A 19,657-nucleotide genomic window follows, 5' to 3' on the forward strand; every position below is an offset into this window, starting at 1 on the left:
AGCGCCGTTTGTACGGGCGGCACTTGCTACGTTGTGATGGAGCGGGATTTTACCAGCTTCGCGCTGTGGAATACAGTCTTTCGAAAGAAAATTCCACAGTTCACTGCCTCGAAGGGATTCGACGGTGGTTCTTGTAAAAATCTCAGCCTGCTTCTGTACTCAACGGCGTGCGTATTCTACAGGATAAAGTGAGTAAAAGGGATTTTACCTGCGTAATTTTAGCAAAATGATATGACTTTCGGTTAAAGGTACCAATCGCGGGTTAACCTTAACCGCTGTACAAGGTATAATCCGGCGATTTCCACTGTTTTGAGCCAGCTATGGAGCTAATTCGCGGTATACATAATATCCGGGCACGCCACCATGGTTGCGTGCTAACTATCGGTAACTTTGATGGTGTCCATCGCGGACATCAAGCCTTATTGGAGCAGCTAAAGCGTGAAGGTCAGCGTTTGGGGCTGCCCGTTATGGTCATGATATTTGAACCGCAACCACTGGAATTGTTTGCAGCGGATAAAGCACCAGCTCGATTGACGCGTTTGCGCGACAAAGCCAGATATCTGGCCGACGCCGGTGTTGACTATCTATTGTGCGTTAAATTTGATCCGCGTTTTGCAGCTATTACTGCGCAAGCTTTTGTTGCCCAGTTGCTGGTAGAGAAGTTGGGTGTTAAGTTTTTAACTGTGGGTGATGATTTCCGCTTCGGCGCAGGGCGTCAGGGGGATTTTCAGTTGTTACAACAAGCCGGGGCTGAATTCGGTTTTGATGTTATCAGCACAGATAGCTTTTGTGATGGTGGTCTGCGCATTAGCAGCACCGCGATTCGTCAGGCACTTTCTGATGACGATTTGGTGTTGGCTGAGACACTGCTCGGTCACCCATACCGTATTTCCGGCCGAGTGGTTCACGGTGACGAACTGGGGCGGACGATAGGTTTCCCCACGGCAAATTTGCCGTTAAAACGTTTAGTTGCTCCAGTAAAAGGAGTATATGCGGTTGATGTTTATGGCTTGGGTCCAAAGCCATTGCCCGGCGTTGCCAATATTGGCACTCGGCCTACCGTTGCTGGTGTTCGCCAGCAGCTAGAGGTTCATCTGCTTGATGTAACTATGGATCTTTATGGGCGTCATATTGATGTGGTGCTCCGCGCAAAACTGCGCAACGAACAGCGTTTTGCTTCGCTCGATGCGTTGAAGCAGCAAATCGCCAATGATGTGGTGACGGCCCGAACATTTTTCGGGCTAAAGACACCGGTTTAATATTTCTAGCCGAAACGGAACCGAGAATCTAATGAGTGACTACAAGAATACCCTGAATTTGCCTGAAACAGGGTTCCCGATGCGCGGCGATCTGGCTAAGCGTGAACCTGACATGCTGAAACGTTGGTATGAGCAGGATCTGTACGGGATTATTCGTACGGCCAAGAAGGGTAAAAAGACCTTTATTTTGCACGACGGCCCTCCTTATGCGAACGGCAACATTCACATTGGTCACTCTGTTAACAAAATTCTCAAAGATATTATTGTTAAAGCGAAAGGAATGTCCGGCTACGACTCACCTTATATTCCAGGTTGGGACTGCCACGGCTTGCCGATCGAGTTAAAAGTTGAACAATTAATTGGGAAGCCGGGCGAAAAAGTCAGTGCCGCGGAGTTCCGTGCTGCCTGCCGTAAATACGCAGCGGAGCAAGTTGAAGGCCAGAAGAAAGATTTCATCCGCTTGGGTGTGTTGGGCGATTGGGACCATCCTTACCTGACGATGGATTTCAAAACCGAAGCTAATATCATTCGTGCGCTAAGCAAAATCATTGATAACGGTCACTTGCACAAAGGTGCGAAACCAGTGCACTGGTGTACCGATTGCGGTTCGTCACTGGCTGAAGCTGAAGTCGAATATTACGACAAAACCTCGCCTTCCATTGATGTGCGTTTTAACGCGGTCGATGCAGCGGCAGTAAGCGCTAAATTCGGTGCAGCAAATGCTAATGGCCCGATTTCACTGGTTATTTGGACCACCACGCCGTGGACCTTACCTGCCAACCGTGCAATTTCACTGAATGCTGAATACAACTATCAGTTAGTGCAGGTTGAAGGCGAATGCCTGATTCTGGCAGAAGATCTGGTTGAGAGCGTCATGAAGCGCGCTGGTATTGCTGAGTGGACGGTATTGGGTAGTTGCAAAGGTTCTGATCTGGAACTGCTGCGCTTCACTCACCCGTTTATGGGCTTTGATGTTCCAGCAATCTTGGGCGACCATGTCACTCTGGATGCTGGTACTGGCGCAGTTCATACCGCACCAGGCCACGGGCCGGATGACTTTGTTATCGGCCAGAAATATGGTTTGGAAGTGGCTAACCCGGTTGGTCCGAACGGCTGCTATTTGGCGGGTACTTACCCAACACTGGATGGCCTGTTTGTCTTTAAAGCCAATGATGTGATTGTTGCGTTGCTGCGCGAAAAAGGCGCATTGCTGAAAGTTGAAAAACTGGTTCACAGCTATCCATGTTGTTGGCGTCATAAAACACCTATCATCTTCCGAGCTACCCCGCAATGGTTCATCAGCATGGATCAAAAAGGTCTGCGTAAGCAGTCGCTGGAAGAGATCAAAGGTGTGCAGTGGATCCCTGACTGGGGCCAGGCGCGTATCGAAACCATGGTAGCAAACCGCCCAGATTGGTGTATCTCGCGCCAGCGTACCTGGGGCGTACCAATGTCTCTGTTTGTGCATAAAGAGACTGAAGCGCTTCACCCACGTAGCACTGAGCTGATGGAAGAAGTTGCTAAGCGTGTAGAACAAGACGGCATTCAAGCCTGGTGGGATCTGGATCCGGCCGAGATTCTGGGTGCTGATGCAGCTGATTACGTTAAAGTTCCAGACACTCTGGACGTATGGTTTGACTCCGGTTCAACCCACTCTTCTGTCGTCGATGCTCGCCCAGAGTTTGGTGGTCATAGCCCAGATATGTATCTGGAAGGTTCTGACCAACACCGTGGCTGGTTTATGTCCTCACTGATGATTGCGACTGCGATGAAGGGTAAAGCACCTTATCGCCAGGTACTGACTCATGGTTTCACCGTGGATGGTCAGGGGCGTAAAATGTCCAAATCCATCGGTAATACTATCAGCCCGCAAGATGTGATGAATAAATTGGGTGGCGACATCCTGCGCCTGTGGGTAGCATCAACCGATTACACCGGTGAAATCGCTGTTTCTGATGAAATTCTGAAACGCTCAGCTGACTCTTATCGCCGTATTCGTAACACTGCGCGCTTCTTGCTAGCTAACCTGAATGGATTTGATCCGGCGTTGCATCAGGTGAAACCAGAAGAGATGGTAGTAGTAGACCGCTGGGCTGTAGGCCGTGCGCAAGCTGCGCAAGCCGAGATTATGGAAGCGTACGAAAACTACGACTTCCACTTGGTCGTGCAGCGGCTGATGCAGTTCTGCTCGGTTGAAATGGGATCGTTCTACCTCGATATCATTAAAGACCGTCAGTACACCGCGAAAGGCGATAGCGTTGCGCGCCGTAGCTGTCAGACCGCACTGTTCCATATTGCTGAAGCCTTGGTTCGCTGGATGGCTCCGATCATGTCCTTTACCGCAGACGAAATCTGGAACGAAATGCCGGGTGAGCGTCCACAGTATGTCTTCACTGAAGAGTGGTATGACGGTCTGTTCGGGTTGGCGGGTGATGAAAGTATGAACGATACTTTCTGGGCTGAGTTGTTAAAAGTGCGTGGCGAAGTCAATAAGGTGCTGGAGCAAGCGCGTAGTGATAAACGTATCGGCGGTTCGTTAGAAGCGGCTGTGACACTGTTTGCTACACCAGAGCTGGCTGCCCGTCTGAATAGCTTGCAAGATGAGTTGCGTTTTGTGTTGCTGACGTCAGCGGCCAAAGTTGCAGATTATGCCGATGCCGGTAATGACGCGCTGCAAAGCGAGCTGATCTCTGGGCTGAAAATTACCTTTAATAAAGCTGATGGTGAGAAGTGTCCGCGTTGCTGGCATTACACTCAAGACATCGGTTTGGTAGCGGAACATGCTGAACTGTGCGGCCGCTGTGTCACTAACGTTGCCGGCGACGGTGAAGAGCGTAAGTACGCCTAATGAGTAAACCTATTTGTTCGACCGGATTGCGCTGGTTATGGCTGGCTGTGCTGGTGGTGATTGTCGATCTCAGTAGCAAACAGTGGGTTATGACCCACTTTGCGCTGTATGAGTCTGTGCCACTGATTCCTTTTTTCAACTTGACCTACGCGCAGAACTTTGGTGCAGCATTTAGCTTCCTCGCGGATAAAAGTGGCTGGCAGCGTTGGTTCTTTGCCGGGATAGCTATTGGTATTTCAGTTCTATTAATGGTGCTGATGTATCGTTCTACTGCCAAGCAGCGTTTGCTCAATTGCGCTTATGCTCTGATTATCGGTGGGGCATTAGGTAACTTATTTGATCGTATGGTGCATGGCGCGGTGATCGATTTTATCGATTTCCACGTCAATAACTGGCATTTCCCGACATTTAACTTTGCTGATACCGCCATCTGTATCGGTGCTGCATTGGTCATATTTGAAGGCTTCTTAAGCCCGGCTGAAAAAACGGCCATGAATAAAGGTGAGTGATATGTCAGAGCTGATACAAGGCCATTTTATACAAGACAAGAGTGCTGTATTGGTACATTTCACTCTGAAGCTGGAAGATGGTTCGACGGCAGAATCAACTCATATTCACGGTAAACCCGCGCTATTTCGGTTAGGCGATAACAGCCTTTCCGATGCGCTGGAGCAGCAGTTGATAGGCTTGAAGGTAGGTGATAAACATGCTTTCAGCTTACAACCTGAAGATGCATTCGGTTTAGAAAGCCCTGATTTAATTCAGTATTTTACGCAACGTGATTTTGCACAAACCGGTGTGCCGGATGCGGGGACGATTATGCTGTTTACCACTCGTGATGGCAGTGAAATGCCGGGCGTGGTGCGGGAAGTCGCAGAAGAGTCGATTACTGTTGATTTTAATCACCCGTTGGCAGGGCATATCGTCAGCTTTGACATTGAAGTGCTGGAGATAGACCCCCAACAGGAGGCAATGCATGCAGATATTGCTGGCTAATCCACGCGGCTTTTGTGCCGGAGTTGATCGGGCTATCAGTATTGTTGAACGCGCGATCGAGATGTATGGCGCGCCAATCTATGTTCGCCATGAAGTGGTACATAACCGCTATGTGGTTGATAGCCTGCGTGAGCGCGGAGCTATTTTTATCGAGGATATCGCTGAGGTGCCAGATGGCTCCATTTTGATTTTCTCGGCCCATGGTGTATCACAAGCGGTACGGGCCGAAGCCCGTGCCCGTGAATTGACGATGCTGTTTGACGCAACTTGTCCCTTGGTCACTAAAGTCCATATGGAGGTTGCGCGTGCTAGCCGCAAAGGGAAAGAGGCTATCTTGATTGGTCATGCTGGCCATCCGGAAGTTGAAGGCACGATGGGGCAATACAACAACCCGAAAGGGGGGATGTATTTGGTTGAGTCACCTGATGATGTTTGGAAACTGAATGTTAAAGATGAGAATAACCTCTGCTTTATGACTCAGACCACTTTGTCAGTTGATGATACCTCCGCTGTTATCGATGCTTTACACCGGCGTTTCCCGAAGATTATCGGCCCACGTAAAGATGATATCTGCTACGCCACAACTAACCGCCAGGAAGCAGTGCGGAATTTGGCGAATGATGCAGATGTCGTCTTGGTGGTGGGATCGAAAAACTCATCTAACTCAAACCGGTTAGCTGAACTCGCGCAACGTATGGGTAAACCCGCTTATCTGATTGATTCAGCAGCTGATATCCAAGAGTCATGGTTACAGAATGCGAAATGCATTGGCGTGACCGCAGGAGCCTCTGCGCCCGATATTTTGGTACAGCAAGTGATTGCCCGCTTACAAGCGCTGGGTGCGGGTGGGTCGGTTGAGCTTCGTGGCCGAGAAGAAAGTATCGTATTCGAAGTCCCAAAAGAGTTACGCGTTGAGGTTAAGCAGATCGATTGATCTCAGATATGCATTCATAACTCATATCAAGCAGCCCTAGTGGCTGCTTTTTCATGGATGTATTTCGGCATAGCTGCATGAATATGCGAAATAACTGCACTATGCAAAGTGAAGTGTTACCAAGCATTTTACCCTAAATAATTCGAGTTGCAGGAAGGCGGCCAATGCACACGCAGCTTGAAGTATGACGGGTATGTAAGGCATTAAGTGGTTTCACTGATAAAAGCAGGCGCATATCATTTTTTTCTAATACAGATTAAATAGGCTGGCAGAGTCCATGACGGGCGGCTAATCTGAACCCTTGTCAGGGTAGATGACACAATATTGGGAGAACTCATGACTAATTCAACAATTCGCATCGCCGTTGTCGGTGCAGGCGGCCGTATGGGTCGACAACTTATTCAGGCAATCACGCAGACTAAAGGTGTTGTGCTGGGTGCCGCAGTCGAGCGCGCGGGATCCACTCTGGTGGGAAGTGATGCGGGTGAACTGGCTGGAACAGGTTTGCTAAACATCGCCGTAAATGATGATTTATCCAAAGTAACTGATCATTTTGATGTGTTGATCGACTTTACTCGACCAGAGGGCACTCTGGAACATTTAGCCATTTGCCGCGCACATCATAAGGCAATGGTGATTGGCACCACCGGTTTTGATGATGCCGGCAAAGCCGCCATCAGCGCTGCATCAGCTGATATTGGCATTGTGTTCGCCGCGAATTTCAGTGTTGGGGTCAATGTGGTGCTTAAGCTGCTTGAAAAAGCCGCCAAAGTGATGGGTGATTACACTGATATCGAAATTATTGAAGCACATCACCGCCATAAAGTGGATGCGCCGTCAGGAACTGCGTTAGCAATGGGGGAGGCTATTGCTGAATCCTTAGGGCGGTCACTGAAAGATTGTGCGGTTTATACCCGCGAAGGCCATACCGGAGAACGCAAACCAGGCACTATCGGTTTTGCCACAGTGCGTGCGGGCGATATTGTCGGGGAACACACCGCGATGTTTGCCGACATTGGCGAACGGGTCGAGATCACTCATAAAGCCAGCAGTCGCATGACTTTTGCCAATGGTGCGGTTAAATCTGCTATATGGCTATCTGAGCGTGATAATGGTCTGTTTGATATGCGAGATGTACTGAATTTGAATGAACTTTAAAGGTGTAAAGCACAACCCGTGATGTGGTTGTTTTTATCATAATCATATGATAACAGGGCAATATTTTATTGTCCTTTTTATTTGTGTGTAAAATAACATGTTTTGTTTGTTTTTTTATATGTAACATGTTTTTTATCGTGTTTTCTTTCGTTTTTTTTGTCTTTTAGTGTTCTCATTATATATTGGCACTTGTTTTCATCACTTCAGAACGATTTTTTCAGTCACATACTCTCGCAACCGTTTACTATGCTAAGTTAGCATGTGTTTTTGCCGCTATAATCATCTCATTTTAATGAGAACGGTAAAAAACAGAGAAAAAATGGCACTTTGGCTAGACAAGAGCGTCACTCATCATTAAAATGCGCCCAATTTGCCAAAAATTAGCTTTGAGGGCGGTTTTTGCATTGATTTAGGTCGCTAGATATGAATTAATATGCAAATAATGTGACTGTTTATTCCTTGGAGGATGTTTTGATTAAGTCAGCGCTATTGGTTCTCGAAGACGGAACCCAATTTCACGGTCGGGCCATCGGGGCAGAAGGTACGGCAGTGGGGGAAGTGGTCTTCAATACGTCGATGACCGGTTATCAAGAAATCCTTACTGATCCTTCCTACTCCCGCCAGATCGTCACTCTTACTTATCCTCATATCGGCAATGTCGGCACCAATGCCTCCGATGAAGAATCCTCCGCAGTACACGCCCAAGGTCTTGTTATTCGCGACCTGCCATTGATTGCCAGCAACTACCGTAATGAAGAAGGCTTATCTGAGTATCTCAAACGCCACAATATTGTTGCGATTGCAGATATTGATACACGTAAGCTGACACGGTTGCTGCGTGAGAAAGGCGCGCAAAACGGCTGTATTATTGTGGGTGACTTATCCGATGCTGCGCTGGCGCTGGAAAAAGCAAAAGCATTCCCAGGCTTGAAAGGGATGGATCTGGCCAAAGAAGTGACCACCAAAGAAGTGTATCACTGGCTGCAAGGCAGCTGGACTCTGGAAGGTGACTTACCGGCGGCGAAACAGCCTGAAGACCTGCCATTCCATGTTGTGGCGTACGACTACGGTGTAAAACGCAATATTCTGCGCATGCTGGTCGACCGTGGTTGCCGTCTGACTATTGTTCCGGCCCAGACCCCGGCTGAAGATGTTTTGAAGTTAAATCCGGATGGCATTTTCTTATCCAACGGCCCAGGTGACCCAGAGCCATGTGATTATGCTATCGCGGCGATTAAACGCTTCCTGGAAACTGATATTCCGGTATTCGGTATCTGTTTAGGCCACCAACTGCTGGCACTGGCTAGCGGCGCGAAAACCGTGAAAATGAAATTTGGCCACCATGGCGGCAACCACCCAGTGAAAGACTTGGATGCCAATTGCGTGATGATCACTGCGCAGAACCACGGTTTCGCCGTTGATGAAACCACATTGCCGTCCAACCTGCGCACTACGCACGTTTCTTTATTCGATGGTTCCCTGCAAGGGATTCACCGTACCGATAAAGCAGCTTTCAGCTTCCAGGGTCACCCTGAAGCCAGCCCTGGGCCGCACGATGCCGCCCCGCTGTTTGATCACTTTATCGAGCTGATTGAAGCTTATCGCGCGACAACTGCTAGCCATACCAATAAATAATCAGGAGCGTCAAACCATGCCAAAACGTACAGATATAAAAAGCATCCTGATTCTGGGCGCAGGCCCAATCGTTATCGGCCAGGCTTGTGAGTTTGACTACTCTGGAGCCCAGGCTTGTAAGGCGCTGCGTGAAGAGGGTTACCGCGTTATCTTGGTAAACTCTAACCCAGCCACAATCATGACTGACCCGGAAATGGCTGATGCAACTTATATCGAGCCGATTCACTGGGAAGTGGTGCGCAAAATCATTGAAAAAGAGCGCCCAGATGCAGTATTACCAACCATGGGTGGCCAAACCGCACTGAACTGCGCACTAGAATTGGAGCGTCAAGGTGTGTTGGCAGAGTTCGGTGTCACCATGATTGGTGCCACCGCTGATGCCATCGACAAAGCCGAAGACCGCCGTCGCTTTGATATCGCGATGAAGAAAATTGGTTTGGATACCGCTCGTTCAGGTATCGCGCACAATATGGAAGAAGCCCTCGCTGTTGCGGCAGATGTTGGCTTCCCGTGCATTATCCGTCCATCCTTTACCATGGGTGGCACCGGTGGCGGTATCGCGTATAACCGTGAAGAGTTTGAAGAAATCTGCGAACGCGGTCTGGATTTATCGCCAACCAAAGAGTTGCTGATTGACGAGTCACTGATTGGTTGGAAAGAGTATGAGATGGAAGTTGTTCGTGATAAAAACGACAACTGCATCATTGTCTGCTCCATCGAGAACTTCGATGCCATGGGTATTCATACCGGCGACTCCATCACTGTGGCACCGGCGCAGACTCTGACTGACAAAGAATATCAAATCATGCGTAATGCCTCGATGGCAGTGCTGCGTGAAATCGGCGTGGAGACTGGCGGCTCCAACGTGCAGTTCTCGGTTAACCCGAAAAATGGCCGTTTGATCGTCATTGAAATGAACCCACGTGTATCTCGCTCTTCTGCTTTGGCATCTAAAGCTACCGGTTTTCCGATTGCCAAGATTGCCGCCAAGTTGGCCGTGGGTTACACGCTTGATGAACTGATGAATGACATCACTGGCGGCCGCACTCCGGCTTCTTTTGAGCCATCTATCGATTATGTTGTCACCAAAATACCTCGTTTTAACTTCGAAAAATTTGCTGGCAGCAATGACCGCCTGACAACCCAGATGAAATCTGTGGGTGAAGTGATGGCTATTGGTCGCACTCAGCAGGAATCACTGCAAAAAGCACTGCGCGGTTTGGAAGTTGGCGCGACCGGTTTTGACCCTAAAGTCAGCCTTGATGATCCAGAAGCCCTGACTAAAATTCGCCGTGAATTGAAAGAAGCGGGTTCTGACCGTATCTGGTATATCGCCGATGCATTCCGCGCCGGTATGTCTGTTGATGGTGTCTTTAACCTGACCAACGTCGACCGCTGGTTCCTGGTTCAGATTGAAGAACTGGTGCGTTTGGAAGAGAACGTAGCAGAACTCGGTATCAATGGTTTGACCGCAGAGTTCATGCGCCACTTGAAACGCAAAGGTTTTGCTGATGCCCGTTTGGCAAAATTGGTCGGAGCGGCTGAAAGCGAAGTGCGCAAGTTGCGTTACAAGTATGGTTTGCACCCGGTTTATAAGCGTGTAGATACCTGTGCGGCCGAATTCTCAACCGACACCGCCTACATGTACTCGACTTACGAGGAAGAGTGCGAATCCAACCCAACCAGCGATCGCCCGAAAATTATGGTGCTGGGTGGCGGCCCGAACCGTATCGGCCAAGGGATTGAGTTCGACTATTGCTGCGTACACGCCTCACTGGCACTGCGCGAAGACGGTTATGAAACCATCATGGTGAACTGTAACCCTGAAACGGTTTCAACTGACTACGACACCTCTGACCGCCTCTATTTTGAATCAGTGACACTGGAAGACGTGCTGGAAATCGTGCGCATTGAGAAACCGCAAGGTGTTATCGTGCAATACGGCGGTCAAACACCATTGAAATTAGCGCGTGAATTGGAAGCTGCCGGTGTGCCGATTATCGGTACCAGCCCGGATGCTATTGACCGCGCCGAAGACCGTGAGCGTTTCCAGCAGGCAGTAAACCGGCTGGGCCTGAAACAACCAGCTAATGCTACGGTAGCGACTATCGAGCAAGCCGTTGAAAAAGCAACTGGTTTAGGTTATCCGCTGGTGGTTCGCCCATCTTATGTGTTGGGTGGCCGCGCGATGGAAATCGTTTATGACGAAGTTGACCTGCGCCGTTACTTCCAAAATGCGGTGAGTGTGTCAAATGATGCGCCAGTGCTGCTCGACCGCTTCCTTGATGATGCGGTAGAAGTGGATGTAGATGCCATTTGTGATGGTGAGCGCGTGTTAATCGGCGGCATTATGGAGCACATCGAGCAAGCGGGGGTTCATTCCGGTGACTCAGCATGTTCATTGCCAGCTTACACCCTGAGCAAGGAAATTCAGGATGTGATGCGCCAGCAAGTGGAAAAATTGGCCTTTGAACTTTGTGTCCGCGGCTTGATGAACGTGCAGTTTGCGGTAAAAAATAACGAAGTTTACCTGATTGAAGTCAACCCACGAGCTGCTCGTACCGTGCCATTCGTTTCTAAAGCGACCGGCATGCCGCTGGCAAAAATTGCCGCGCGGGTGATGGTAGGGCAGACACTGGCACAGCAAGGTGTGCTGGAAGAGATTATTCCGCCTTATTATTCGGTAAAAGAAGTGGTGTTGCCATTCAACAAATTCCCTGGTGTTGACCCGATTTTAGGGCCAGAAATGCGCTCTACCGGTGAAGTAATGGGGGTTGGCCGTACTTTCGCCGAAGCTTTCTCTAAAGCCATGTTGGGCAGTCAGTCTGGTATGAAAAAGAGTGGCCGTGCACTGCTATCCGTGCGCGAGGGTGATAAGCATCGGGTTGTTGATTTAGCAGCCAAATTACTGAAACAGGGCTTTGAACTGGATGCTACTCACGGTACCGCGGTGGTGTTGGGCGAGGCTGGAATAAATCCACGTCTGGTCAACAAGGTGCATGAAGGTCGTCCACACATTCAGGACCGAATCAAGAATGGTGAATACACTTATATCGTGAATACCACGGCCGGGCGTCAGGCGATTGAAGACTCTAAACTGATCCGCCGCAGTGCTTTGCAATATAAGGTGCATTACGACACCACTTTAAACGGCGGTTTTGCCACGGCGATGGCATTGAATGCTGACCCAACCGAGCAAGTGATTTCAGTACAAGAAATGCATGCCAAGATTAAGAAGATGAAAGGTTAATTTTCGGCATAAATAGCAGGGCGATGGAGACATCGCCCTTTTTTATGCTCACTATTTAGTGAACTGCGGCTTTTAACCACAAGAACAGTATTATTCATAAACAATAATATTGTTCATAAACAACATTGATCTTCACCAATGTTAGCTCTCACTGAATTGTTGATAGTAGGCTCTGGGGCAGTTCAGCGCTGGTGCTGCTAGCTTAGTGCCACTTTGATACCCAGGCCGATCAACAGGCCGCCCAGCAATTTATCGACAACTTTTTGTGCTTTTGCCAAGCCACGACGGACTGGCGCACTTTGAATCAGAATAACCAGCAGAGGCCACCAGATAACGGCCAGTACCCAGATGATTGAGGCGTACCACAGTTTTTCACCCACGCCGGAGTTGATCTGTAATATTTGTGTGAAAACGGCGAGGAAGAAGAGCGTTGCCTTGGGATTCAATAGATTGCAAAGGTATCCCTGCAAGAATGCGGCTTTCAGTGTGATGGGGGATTGTGTCGCGTTATCGATGCTGAGCTTACTTTCTCCGCGTGATAGCAGTGCCTGGATACCAATCCAGATCAAGTAGCAGGCTCCGGCATATTTCAGAAAATTGAACAGCCATGGGGTGGTGGTGATAACTACTGCCAGGCCAGCCACGCAATAAGACATATGTGTAGCGACACCCCAAATTACGCCAAGTGCCGTCATCATTGCTGCGGGGCGACGATAGCGGGCAGCGTTTTTAATCACCAAAAAGAAATCGGGGCCGGGGGAGAGCATCCCCAATGTAGCAATAGTCGCGACGAATAAAGACGTTTCTAGCATAAGGATTACCGAATGAGAGTGGGGTGTTTTGACGATAATAGCGCCACTGGGTTCCCGCTGCATATTCTTATTTATACCCGTCACACTTCAAGTTGCATGTGCGTTGGCTGCCTTTCTGCAACTCGCATTATTTAGGGTATATTTCAATGGAGGGGGAGTTGTCAGTCGGATACATTGAGCATTTATTTTTTACTCTTTTGATGGACAGTGATGCACGAATATGAGCCTGGATAATGTGATAAGCAGTGAGATACCAAATCAGAAGCAGCGGGAAATTACACGGTTATGTATCAAGTGCGCGCTGTTGCTGCTGCAACACGGTGCAGAAAGTATGCTGGTTGAGCAATTATCCGCGCGCCTTGGTATCGCCTTGGGGATGGACAGTGTTGAAAGTTCTATCTCAGCCAATGCCGTCGTTTTAACCACCATTAGCGAGGGGAATTGCCTAACTTCCACGCGCAAGAATACTGACCGTGGTATCAATATGCATGTTGTGACAGAGGTGCAGCATATTGTGATCATGGCGGAACATCATCTGTTGGATGCAAAAGATGTAGAAAAACGCTTTGAGAATATTAAACCGCTGCGTTATCCGCGCTGGCTGGTGGTGCTGATGGTCGCCTTATCATGTGGCTGTTTTAGCAAGCTAAATGGTGGCGGTTGGGATGCGTTTTCCATCACTTTTTTAGCCAGTGGACTAGCGATGTTTGTGCGCCAAAGTTTAACTGCCCGGCATATGAATCCGCTGATTAACTTCTGTATCACGGCTTTTGTCGCGACATCTGTCTCCGGGCTATTAATGCGGTTACCGTTTTTCCACGAAGCATCTAGTGTAGCGATGGCAGCTAGCGTGCTGTTGTTAGTTCCCGGATTCCCATTGATAAACGCGGTCGCGGATATGTTTAAAGGGCACGTTAATACCGGTTTGGCTCGCTGGGCGATGGCAAGTTTATTGACGCTATCAACCTGTATCGGGGTGATATTTGCAATGGCGACGTGGGGATTGCGGGGGTGGTCATGAGTTTACTCTGGGCGTTATTGCAAGACATGGTGTTGGCGGCTATTCCGGCATTGGGTTTTGCGATGGTATTCAACGTGCCAGTGCGGGCGCTACGTTATTGTGCTTTGTTAGGAGCTATCGGCCACGGCTCGCGTATGTTGATGGTTCACTTTGGTATGAATATTGAACTGGCTTCATTATTGGCTTCGATAATGATTGGCATCATTGGCATCAATTGGTCGCGCTGGTTACTGGCTCACCCAAAAGTCTTCACTGTTGCCGCCGTAATCCCGATGTTTCCTGGGATTTCCGCCTATACCGCAATGATATCGGTCGTTGAGATTTCTCACTTGGGTTACAGCGAGGTATTGATGTCCACAATGGTGACCAATTTCTTAAAGGCGTCATTTATTGTTGGTTCGTTATCGATTGGTTTATCCTTGCCTGGATTGTGGTTATATCGCAAACGTCCTGGTGTATAAGGTTTTTTTCTTTCCTGTTTTTGGTATCGGGCTAAGAGCTGTCTTATATGTGTGATTAGCCTGCTTATCGCTATCGACGCTGGATTAGGCTTTACGTATAGTGTGAGCAATTTTTCGGTACTGGCTCTCGCAGCCTACAGGGTTTAACAATGATTATCAGCCTGATCGCTGCATTGGCAGCGGATCGCGTTATTGGTATGGAAAACGCCATGCCATGGCACTTACCGGCTGATTTAGCCTGGTTCAAACGTAACACGCTAAATAAACCGGTAATTATGGGTCGCAAGACATTCGAATCTATCGGTCGCCCTTTGCCGGGGCGATTAAATATTGTTATCAGCAGTCAACCGGGGACGGATGATCGGGTTACGTGGGCAACCTCTATTGACGACGCACTCGCTTTAGCAGGTGATGTGGAAGAAGTGATGGTGATGGGGGGCGGTCGTGTCTATAAGCAATTCTTAGACCGCGCTAACCGTATGTATCTTACTCACATTGATGCTGAAGTTGGGGGCGATACCCATTTTCCAGATTATGAGCCAGATGAGTGGGAAAGCACCTTTAGTGAGTTCCATGATGCCGACGAGGCTAATTCACACAGCTATTGTTTCGAGATCCTGGAACGTCGCTAATTGCAGCTATAATCCGAAATGAGAAAAAGCCTCTTATTAGCAGGCTTGAGGTTAATGGCAAAGTGCCCGTAACGGAGAAAACAGGCAGATCGTAAAGACGCCGTAAACCCTTCCCTGGCGGCTCGAGCCGCGCCATCCTTGGCGCGGACGCTTTACTCTTCTACCTGTTCTCACCTTGCAAGATCGAGTCGTTGGGGTTTGTCAGCAGTCTGAAGCCTGTTATTAGCGGGCTTTTTTTAATTTTCAATATCTAATTATTTATATCTTACAAGTAACTAGAGGGATCTTGTGCTGCTGCGGCTATTTCGTCAGCATTGGTTATTTCAGCTTCAACTTTGAAAGCGGGTTGTGTGAAATAACGTTTATCTTCCCAGCGAAGTAGGGTTAAATTGCCTCCCCAGCAACATCCCGTATCCAGCCCATAAATTCCTTCTGGTACACCTTTTCCTTCCAATGATGCCCAGTGACCAAAGATAATCGAATACTCAGGGCTAACCCGTCGTGGTAGCTCAAACCAAGGTTTAAGCGGGGCAGGGGCATTTTCTGGTGTGTCTTTACAGATCATATCCAGTTGCCCATTTGGGAAGCAAAAACGCATACGGGTCAGCGCATTAGTGCTAAAACGTAAGCGTGCTAACCCCGTCAACTCCGGTGACCAGTTGTTGGGCATATCACCGTACATTGCGTCGAGAAAGAGCGGATAGCTGTCGCTGCTCAAGACGGATTCTACTTCACGGGCGCACATCTGGGCGGTTTCGATATCCCACTGAGGAGTGATACCGGCGTGAGCCATAATTAATTTTAGTTCGTCATCAACCTGCAAAACCGGTTGGCGACGTAACCAATTAATCAGTTCGTCAGCATCAGGGGCTTCAAGCAGTGGAGTGATGCGGTCTTTAGGTTTGTTACGGCTAATGCCAGCGTAAACCGCCAATAAATGCAGGTCATGGTTACCCAGAACCATACGAACGGCTGGCCCTAATGAGCGGACGTAACGTAACACATCCAGTGAAGCGGGGCCGCGGGCAACTAAATCACCGGTCAACCACAAGGTATCTTGCTGCGGATCAAAGTCCACTTGCGCTAATAGCGCAAGCAACTCGTCAAGGCAGCCGTGAACATCACCAATAAGATAAGTAGACATAGTTGAGGTCAGGCTTAATGGATAAGTGTTGGGATCGCTAAGCGGAACACCGGAATCGCAGTACGGAAAGCCTGACCAAGGTGATCAACCATCTCATAATGCCCTTCCATGGTACCCAACGGGGTTTCTAGCACAGCTCCGCTGGTGTATTGGAACTCGTTACCTGGCAGGATCAACGGCTGTTCACCGATAACCCCTTCGCCCTGAACTTCTGTCTGTCGGCCATTGCTATTAGTGATTAACCAATAGCGGCCCATAAGTTGCACATTTGAACGGCCCAGATTACGAATCGTCACGGTATAGGCAAAGACGAAACGTTCCTCGTCTGGTATCGATTGAGTTTCCACATAGATACTTTGCACCTGTACACAAACGCGGGGCTGTTCAATCATAATGTGCTCCTACTTATTCTTGCGGTGTCGATTGAGCTGAAAGCCAGTTAGCCAGCTTACAATATTGCGCTACCGAAATATTCTCTGCCCGCAATATCGGGTCAATACCTAATTCGATTAACTGCTCTGGAGTAAATAGATCACCCAGGCTGTTACGCACGGTTTTTCGGCGTTGGTTGAAAGCTTGTGTCGTAATGCGGCTAAGCATACGCACATCACCCACCGGATTCGGCGTGTTCACATGAGGAATTAGACGCACTACAGCTGAATCCACTTTTGGGGCAGGAGTAAAAGCAGTTGGCGGCACTTCCAACACAGGGATGACGTTGCAATAATATTGCGCCATGACTGTCAAGCGACCATAAGCTTTACTATTAGGCCCGGCAACCAAGCGATTAACCACCTCTTTTTGCAACATGAAATGCATGTCACGAATAGCAGAAGTATAGCTGAAAAGATGGAACATCAGCGGGGTAGAGATGTTGTATGGCAAGTTACCAAAGACCCGTAATGGCTGCCCAGCAAGCTCGGCCAATTCAGAAAAATTGATTTTCATCGCATCTTCTTGATGGATAGTGAGCTTGTCTTTCAGTTGAGGATGACTGGCCAGACGAGCGGCTAAGTCGCGGTCTAACTCAATGACCGTCATATGATCCATACGAGCTGCAACGGGTTCAGTTAATGCACCTAAACCGGGGCCAATCTCAACGACCGCTTCACCTGGAACCGGATGGATAGCGGAGACAATGCTGTCAATGACAAACTGATCGTTTAAAAAGTTTTGTCCAAAGCGTTTGCGGGCAAAATGCCCTTGGTGGACTCTATTATTCATTGCTGTTATTTATCATTTTAATGGCTAAATTTAATGCCGTAATGAAACTACCAACATCGGCAGAACCAGTTGCGGCGAGTTCTAAAGCGGTACCGTGATCCACAGAAGTGCGGATAAAAGGTAAGCCGAGAGTGATATTGACTGCCCGACCAAATCCTTGATATTTCAGCACTGGTAGCCCTTGATCATGATACATGGCCAGAACGGCATCTGCATGTTGCAGATATTTAGGCTGAAATAGTGTGTCTGCCGGGAGCGGGCCGATAAGGTTTACCCCTTGCTGACGCAATGCATCTAGCGCGGGAATTATCGTATCGATCTCTTCATGGCCCATATGACCACCTTCGCCCGCATGAGGATTAAGCCCACACACATAAATTTGTGGGTGGCTAATACCAAATTTGGTTTTCAGATCATGATCAAGAATGGAGATCACTTCATGCAGACTGGTTTGTGTTATTGCATCAGGCACAGCCAGTAAAGGTAAGTGAGTGGTCGCCAGCGCTACACGCAGTTCTTCTGTTGCCAACATCATCACCACCCGTGAGCAGTGGCTGCGGTCAGCGAAGAATTCGGTATGCCCGATAAAAGGGATACCCGCATCATTGATAATGCTTTTTTGCACAGGGCCGGTGACTAATGCGGCAAATTCGCCACTGATGGCACCATCACAGGCTTTCGCTAGTGTCTCCACCACATAGTGGCTGTTTTTGACATCAAGCTGGCCTGGTATCACCTCAGCCGCTATTTTCACCGGCAAAATAGTCAGAGTGCCAGCACGTTGTGCCAATGCGAGGTTATCTGGCTGATATTCACGTAGCTGTAATGGCAGATTAAGTTGGCTGGCGCGGGCAAGTAGTAAAGCCGGATCAGCACACACCACGAGTTCAACAGGCCAATCCTGCTGCGCCAGGGCGACGACTAAATCCGGCCCAACCCCGGCAGGCTCGCCGGGGGTGATAACAATACGATTATTGTGGTTTTGCATCACTACCATCAAGAATTTTCACATAAGCTGCGGCACGTTGCTCTTGCATCCAGGTTTGAGCTTCTTCTGCAAACTTACGGCTAAAGAGCATACGGTACGCCCGATCTTTCTGCGCTGCATCAGTTTTATCTACCTGACGGGTATCAACAACCTGAATTAAGTGCCAGCCGAAAGAAGAATGAACCGGTGCGCTGATTTCGCCTTTTTGCAGCTTCATCAGCGCGTCACGGAATGCGGGATCGTAAATATCAGGTGAGGCCCAGCCCAAGTCACCGCCTTGCATAGCAGAGCCAGGATCTTGTGAGATCTCTTTAGCAATTGTCGCAAAGTTGGCTTTGCCGCTCTTAATATCCGCCGCCGCCGCCGTTAACTTAGCACGAGCCTGATCATCGGTCATGACCGGTGAGGGTTTCAGCAAGATGTGGCGCGCGTGAACCTCGGTAACTGAAACAGACTTATCAGCGCCACGAATATCATTCACTTTCAGAATGTGGAAGCCAACACCGGAACGGATTGGACCAACAACATCACCTTTGTTCGCTGATTGCAGTCTTTCCGCAAACAGAGAAGGCAATTCCTGCAGTTTACCCCAACCCATCTGGCCGCCTTTCAGCGCCTGAGAGTCAGCAGAGTTTGCGATAGCTAATTTACCAAAATCAGCGCCGCCTTTAATGTCTGACACCAATTTGTTCGCCAGATCTTCTGCTTGATCAACTTGTTGCTGCGATGGATTTTCTGGTAATGGGATCAGTATGTGGCTGAGATTCAGTTCAGCATCACCGCTGGTTTGGTTGCCAATTTGTTTGGCTAACGACTCAACCTCTTGCGGTAGAATAGTAATGCGGCGGCGCACTTCATTGTTGCGCACTTCTGATGTCAGCATCTCTTTGCGGATTTGCTCACGATAAGTGTCGTAATTCAGGCCATCGGCAGCTAAGCGGCTGCGCATCTGAGCGGGTGTCATACGGTTTTGCGCGGCAATGTCAGCAATAGCTTTATCCAGCGCTTCGTCACTGATGGTAATCCCCATCTTCTTGGCCATCTGCAATTGGATATTATCCATGATCAGGCGCTCAAGAATTTGATGGCGCAATGTCGCATCATCCGGAACTTGTTGCCCAGCTTGCTGTGCATTCAGTTTCACTGATTGTAACAGACCGTCGACATCACTTTGCAGAACAACGCCGTTATCAACCACAGCGGCAACTTTATCAACTTCTTGTGGTGCTGCGAACGCGGTATTGGCACAGACAACCAATCCGAGAATAAGCGTTCTCCAGTTCTTCATACCTTTT

At 48.9% G+C, this 19,657-nt stretch carries 17 protein-coding genes; 11 read left to right on the top strand and 6 right to left on the bottom strand.

The annotated features are described in order from the left end of the window. Positions 1 to 320: 320 nt before the first annotated feature. From ribF to carB, 8 genes are all read left to right on the top strand, one after another. Positions 321 to 1,259: a bifunctional riboflavin kinase/FAD synthetase gene (gene ribF / locus HU019_RS10710; protein ID WP_174849772.1), complete on the top strand. Its 939-nt coding sequence runs from the start codon at positions 321 to 323 to the stop codon at positions 1,257 to 1,259. Positions 1,260 to 1,290: 31 nt separating this feature from the next. After that, positions 1,291 to 4,107 carry an isoleucine--tRNA ligase gene (ileS, locus tag HU019_RS10715; protein ID WP_174849771.1) on the top strand — a complete coding sequence of 939 codons (2,817 nt, stop codon included), beginning with the start codon at positions 1,291 to 1,293 and terminating at the stop codon, positions 4,105 to 4,107. Further along, a complete protein-coding gene (gene lspA, locus HU019_RS10720; protein WP_174849770.1) occupies positions 4,107 to 4,616 on the top strand; it encodes a signal peptidase II in 510 nt (169 codons plus the stop codon). Before ileS ends, lspA begins: the two co-directional genes overlap by 1 nt. A 1-nt stretch (position 4,617) precedes the next feature. Beyond that, a complete protein-coding gene (gene fkpB / locus HU019_RS10725) occupies positions 4,618 to 5,103 on the top strand; it encodes an FKBP-type peptidyl-prolyl cis-trans isomerase (RefSeq protein WP_174849769.1) in 486 nt (161 codons plus the stop codon). Continuing rightward, positions 5,084 to 6,037, top strand: coding sequence for a 4-hydroxy-3-methylbut-2-enyl diphosphate reductase (gene ispH, locus HU019_RS10730; RefSeq protein ID WP_050075850.1), 954 nt, complete (start codon positions 5,084 to 5,086; stop codon positions 6,035 to 6,037). Before fkpB ends, ispH begins: the two co-directional genes overlap by 20 nt. A gap of 336 nt (positions 6,038 to 6,373) precedes the next feature. Next, positions 6,374 to 7,195 (top strand): 4-hydroxy-tetrahydrodipicolinate reductase, encoded by an 822-nt coding sequence (gene dapB / locus HU019_RS10735; RefSeq protein ID WP_174849768.1) that lies wholly within the window; start codon positions 6,374 to 6,376, stop codon positions 7,193 to 7,195. Positions 7,196 to 7,666: 471 nt separating this feature from the next. Beyond that, positions 7,667 to 8,830 carry a glutamine-hydrolyzing carbamoyl-phosphate synthase small subunit gene (gene carA, locus HU019_RS10740; RefSeq protein WP_050075853.1) on the top strand — a complete coding sequence of 388 codons (1,164 nt, stop codon included), beginning with the start codon at positions 7,667 to 7,669 and terminating at the stop codon, positions 8,828 to 8,830. A gap of 16 nt (positions 8,831 to 8,846) precedes the next feature. Then, positions 8,847 to 12,080, top strand: a complete 3,234-nt coding sequence (carB, locus tag HU019_RS10745) for a carbamoyl-phosphate synthase large subunit (RefSeq protein WP_174849767.1) — start codon at positions 8,847 to 8,849, stop codon at positions 12,078 to 12,080. Between the two features lie 197 nt (positions 12,081 to 12,277). Here carB and HU019_RS10750 read toward each other — a convergent pair whose 3' ends face one another. Then, positions 12,278 to 12,892, bottom strand: a complete 615-nt coding sequence (locus tag HU019_RS10750) for a LysE family transporter (protein WP_174849766.1) — start codon at positions 12,890 to 12,892, stop codon at positions 12,278 to 12,280. Positions 12,893 to 13,112: 220 nt separating this feature from the next. Here HU019_RS10750 and HU019_RS10755 point away from each other — a divergent pair, with 220 nt between their 5' ends. The 3 genes from HU019_RS10755 to folA all read left to right on the top strand — a co-directional run bounded on the left by HU019_RS10755 (position 13,113) and on the right by folA (position 15,006). Next, positions 13,113 to 13,913 (top strand): threonine/serine exporter family protein, encoded by an 801-nt coding sequence (locus HU019_RS10755; protein WP_174849765.1) that lies wholly within the window; start codon positions 13,113 to 13,115, stop codon positions 13,911 to 13,913. Next, a complete protein-coding gene (locus HU019_RS10760; protein WP_019080545.1) occupies positions 13,910 to 14,374 on the top strand; it encodes a threonine/serine exporter in 465 nt (154 codons plus the stop codon). Before HU019_RS10755 ends, HU019_RS10760 begins: the two co-directional genes overlap by 4 nt. A 149-nt stretch (positions 14,375 to 14,523) precedes the next feature. Continuing rightward, positions 14,524 to 15,006, top strand: a complete 483-nt coding sequence (gene folA, locus HU019_RS10765; RefSeq protein WP_174849764.1) for a type 3 dihydrofolate reductase — start codon at positions 14,524 to 14,526, stop codon at positions 15,004 to 15,006. A 265-nt stretch (positions 15,007 to 15,271) separates the two neighbouring features. On the opposite strand, the gene apaH is transcribed toward folA, so the two are convergent. Genes apaH through surA form a run of 5 tightly spaced genes read right to left on the bottom strand, consistent with a single transcriptional unit; the run spans position 15,272 to position 19,650 of the window. After that, entirely contained in the window at positions 15,272 to 16,150 is an 879-nt protein-coding gene (gene apaH, locus HU019_RS10770; RefSeq protein WP_174849763.1) for a bis(5'-nucleosyl)-tetraphosphatase (symmetrical) ApaH, read from the bottom strand. Between the two features lie 14 nt (positions 16,151 to 16,164). Continuing rightward, complete coding sequence (gene apaG, locus HU019_RS10775; protein ID WP_005270600.1) at positions 16,165 to 16,542, bottom strand: Co2+/Mg2+ efflux protein ApaG; 378 nt, start codon at positions 16,540 to 16,542, stop codon at positions 16,165 to 16,167. A 13-nt stretch (positions 16,543 to 16,555) separates the two neighbouring features. After that, positions 16,556 to 17,374: a 16S rRNA (adenine(1518)-N(6)/adenine(1519)-N(6))-dimethyltransferase RsmA gene (gene rsmA, locus HU019_RS10780; RefSeq protein ID WP_005167002.1), complete on the bottom strand. Its 819-nt coding sequence runs from the start codon at positions 17,372 to 17,374 to the stop codon at positions 16,556 to 16,558. Then, positions 17,367 to 18,362, bottom strand: coding sequence for a 4-hydroxythreonine-4-phosphate dehydrogenase PdxA (pdxA, locus tag HU019_RS10785; protein ID WP_174849762.1), 996 nt, complete (start codon positions 18,360 to 18,362; stop codon positions 17,367 to 17,369). Before pdxA ends, rsmA begins: the two co-directional genes overlap by 8 nt. Beyond that, complete coding sequence (gene surA / locus HU019_RS10790) at positions 18,346 to 19,650, bottom strand: peptidylprolyl isomerase SurA (protein WP_174849761.1); 1,305 nt, start codon at positions 19,648 to 19,650, stop codon at positions 18,346 to 18,348. Before surA ends, pdxA begins: the two co-directional genes overlap by 17 nt. Positions 19,651 to 19,657: the final 7 nt, after the last annotated feature.

The sequence above is a fragment of the Yersinia artesiana genome (assembly GCF_902726545.1).
GTDB lineage: Bacteria > Pseudomonadota > Gammaproteobacteria > Enterobacterales > Enterobacteriaceae > Yersinia > Yersinia artesiana.

What these genes read in the sequence shown, in the direction of transcription:
- ileS (WP_174849771.1), top strand. Translation starts at nt 1,291, where the DNA reads ATGAGTGACTACAAGAATACCCTGAATTTGCCTGAAACAGGGTTCCCG.
- HU019_RS10760 (WP_019080545.1), top strand. Translation starts at nt 13,910, where the DNA reads ATGAGTTTACTCTGGGCGTTATTGCAAGACATGGTGTTGGCGGCTATT.
- HU019_RS10755 (WP_174849765.1), top strand. Translation starts at nt 13,113, where the DNA reads ATGAGCCTGGATAATGTGATAAGCAGTGAGATACCAAATCAGAAGCAG.
- pdxA (WP_174849762.1), bottom strand. Translation starts at nt 18,362, where the DNA reads ATGCAAAACCACAATAATCGTATTGTTATCACCCCCGGCGAGCCTGCC.
- rsmA (WP_005167002.1), bottom strand. Translation starts at nt 17,374, where the DNA reads ATGAATAATAGAGTCCACCAAGGGCATTTTGCCCGCAAACGCTTTGGA.
- lspA (WP_174849770.1), top strand. Translation starts at nt 4,107, where the DNA reads ATGAGTAAACCTATTTGTTCGACCGGATTGCGCTGGTTATGGCTGGCT.
- HU019_RS10750 (WP_174849766.1), bottom strand. Translation starts at nt 12,892, where the DNA reads ATGCTAGAAACGTCTTTATTCGTCGCGACTATTGCTACATTGGGGATG.
- ribF (WP_174849772.1), top strand. Translation starts at nt 321, where the DNA reads ATGGAGCTAATTCGCGGTATACATAATATCCGGGCACGCCACCATGGT.
- surA (WP_174849761.1), bottom strand. Translation starts at nt 19,650, where the DNA reads ATGAAGAACTGGAGAACGCTTATTCTCGGATTGGTTGTCTGTGCCAAT.
- folA (WP_174849764.1), top strand. Translation starts at nt 14,524, where the DNA reads ATGATTATCAGCCTGATCGCTGCATTGGCAGCGGATCGCGTTATTGGT.
- dapB (WP_174849768.1), top strand. Translation starts at nt 6,374, where the DNA reads ATGACTAATTCAACAATTCGCATCGCCGTTGTCGGTGCAGGCGGCCGT.
- carB (WP_174849767.1), top strand. Translation starts at nt 8,847, where the DNA reads ATGCCAAAACGTACAGATATAAAAAGCATCCTGATTCTGGGCGCAGGC.
- apaH (WP_174849763.1), bottom strand. Translation starts at nt 16,150, where the DNA reads ATGTCTACTTATCTTATTGGTGATGTTCACGGCTGCCTTGACGAGTTG.
- apaG (WP_005270600.1), bottom strand. Translation starts at nt 16,542, where the DNA reads ATGATTGAACAGCCCCGCGTTTGTGTACAGGTGCAAAGTATCTATGTG.
- ispH (WP_050075850.1), top strand. Translation starts at nt 5,084, where the DNA reads ATGCAGATATTGCTGGCTAATCCACGCGGCTTTTGTGCCGGAGTTGAT.
- fkpB (WP_174849769.1), top strand. Translation starts at nt 4,618, where the DNA reads ATGTCAGAGCTGATACAAGGCCATTTTATACAAGACAAGAGTGCTGTA.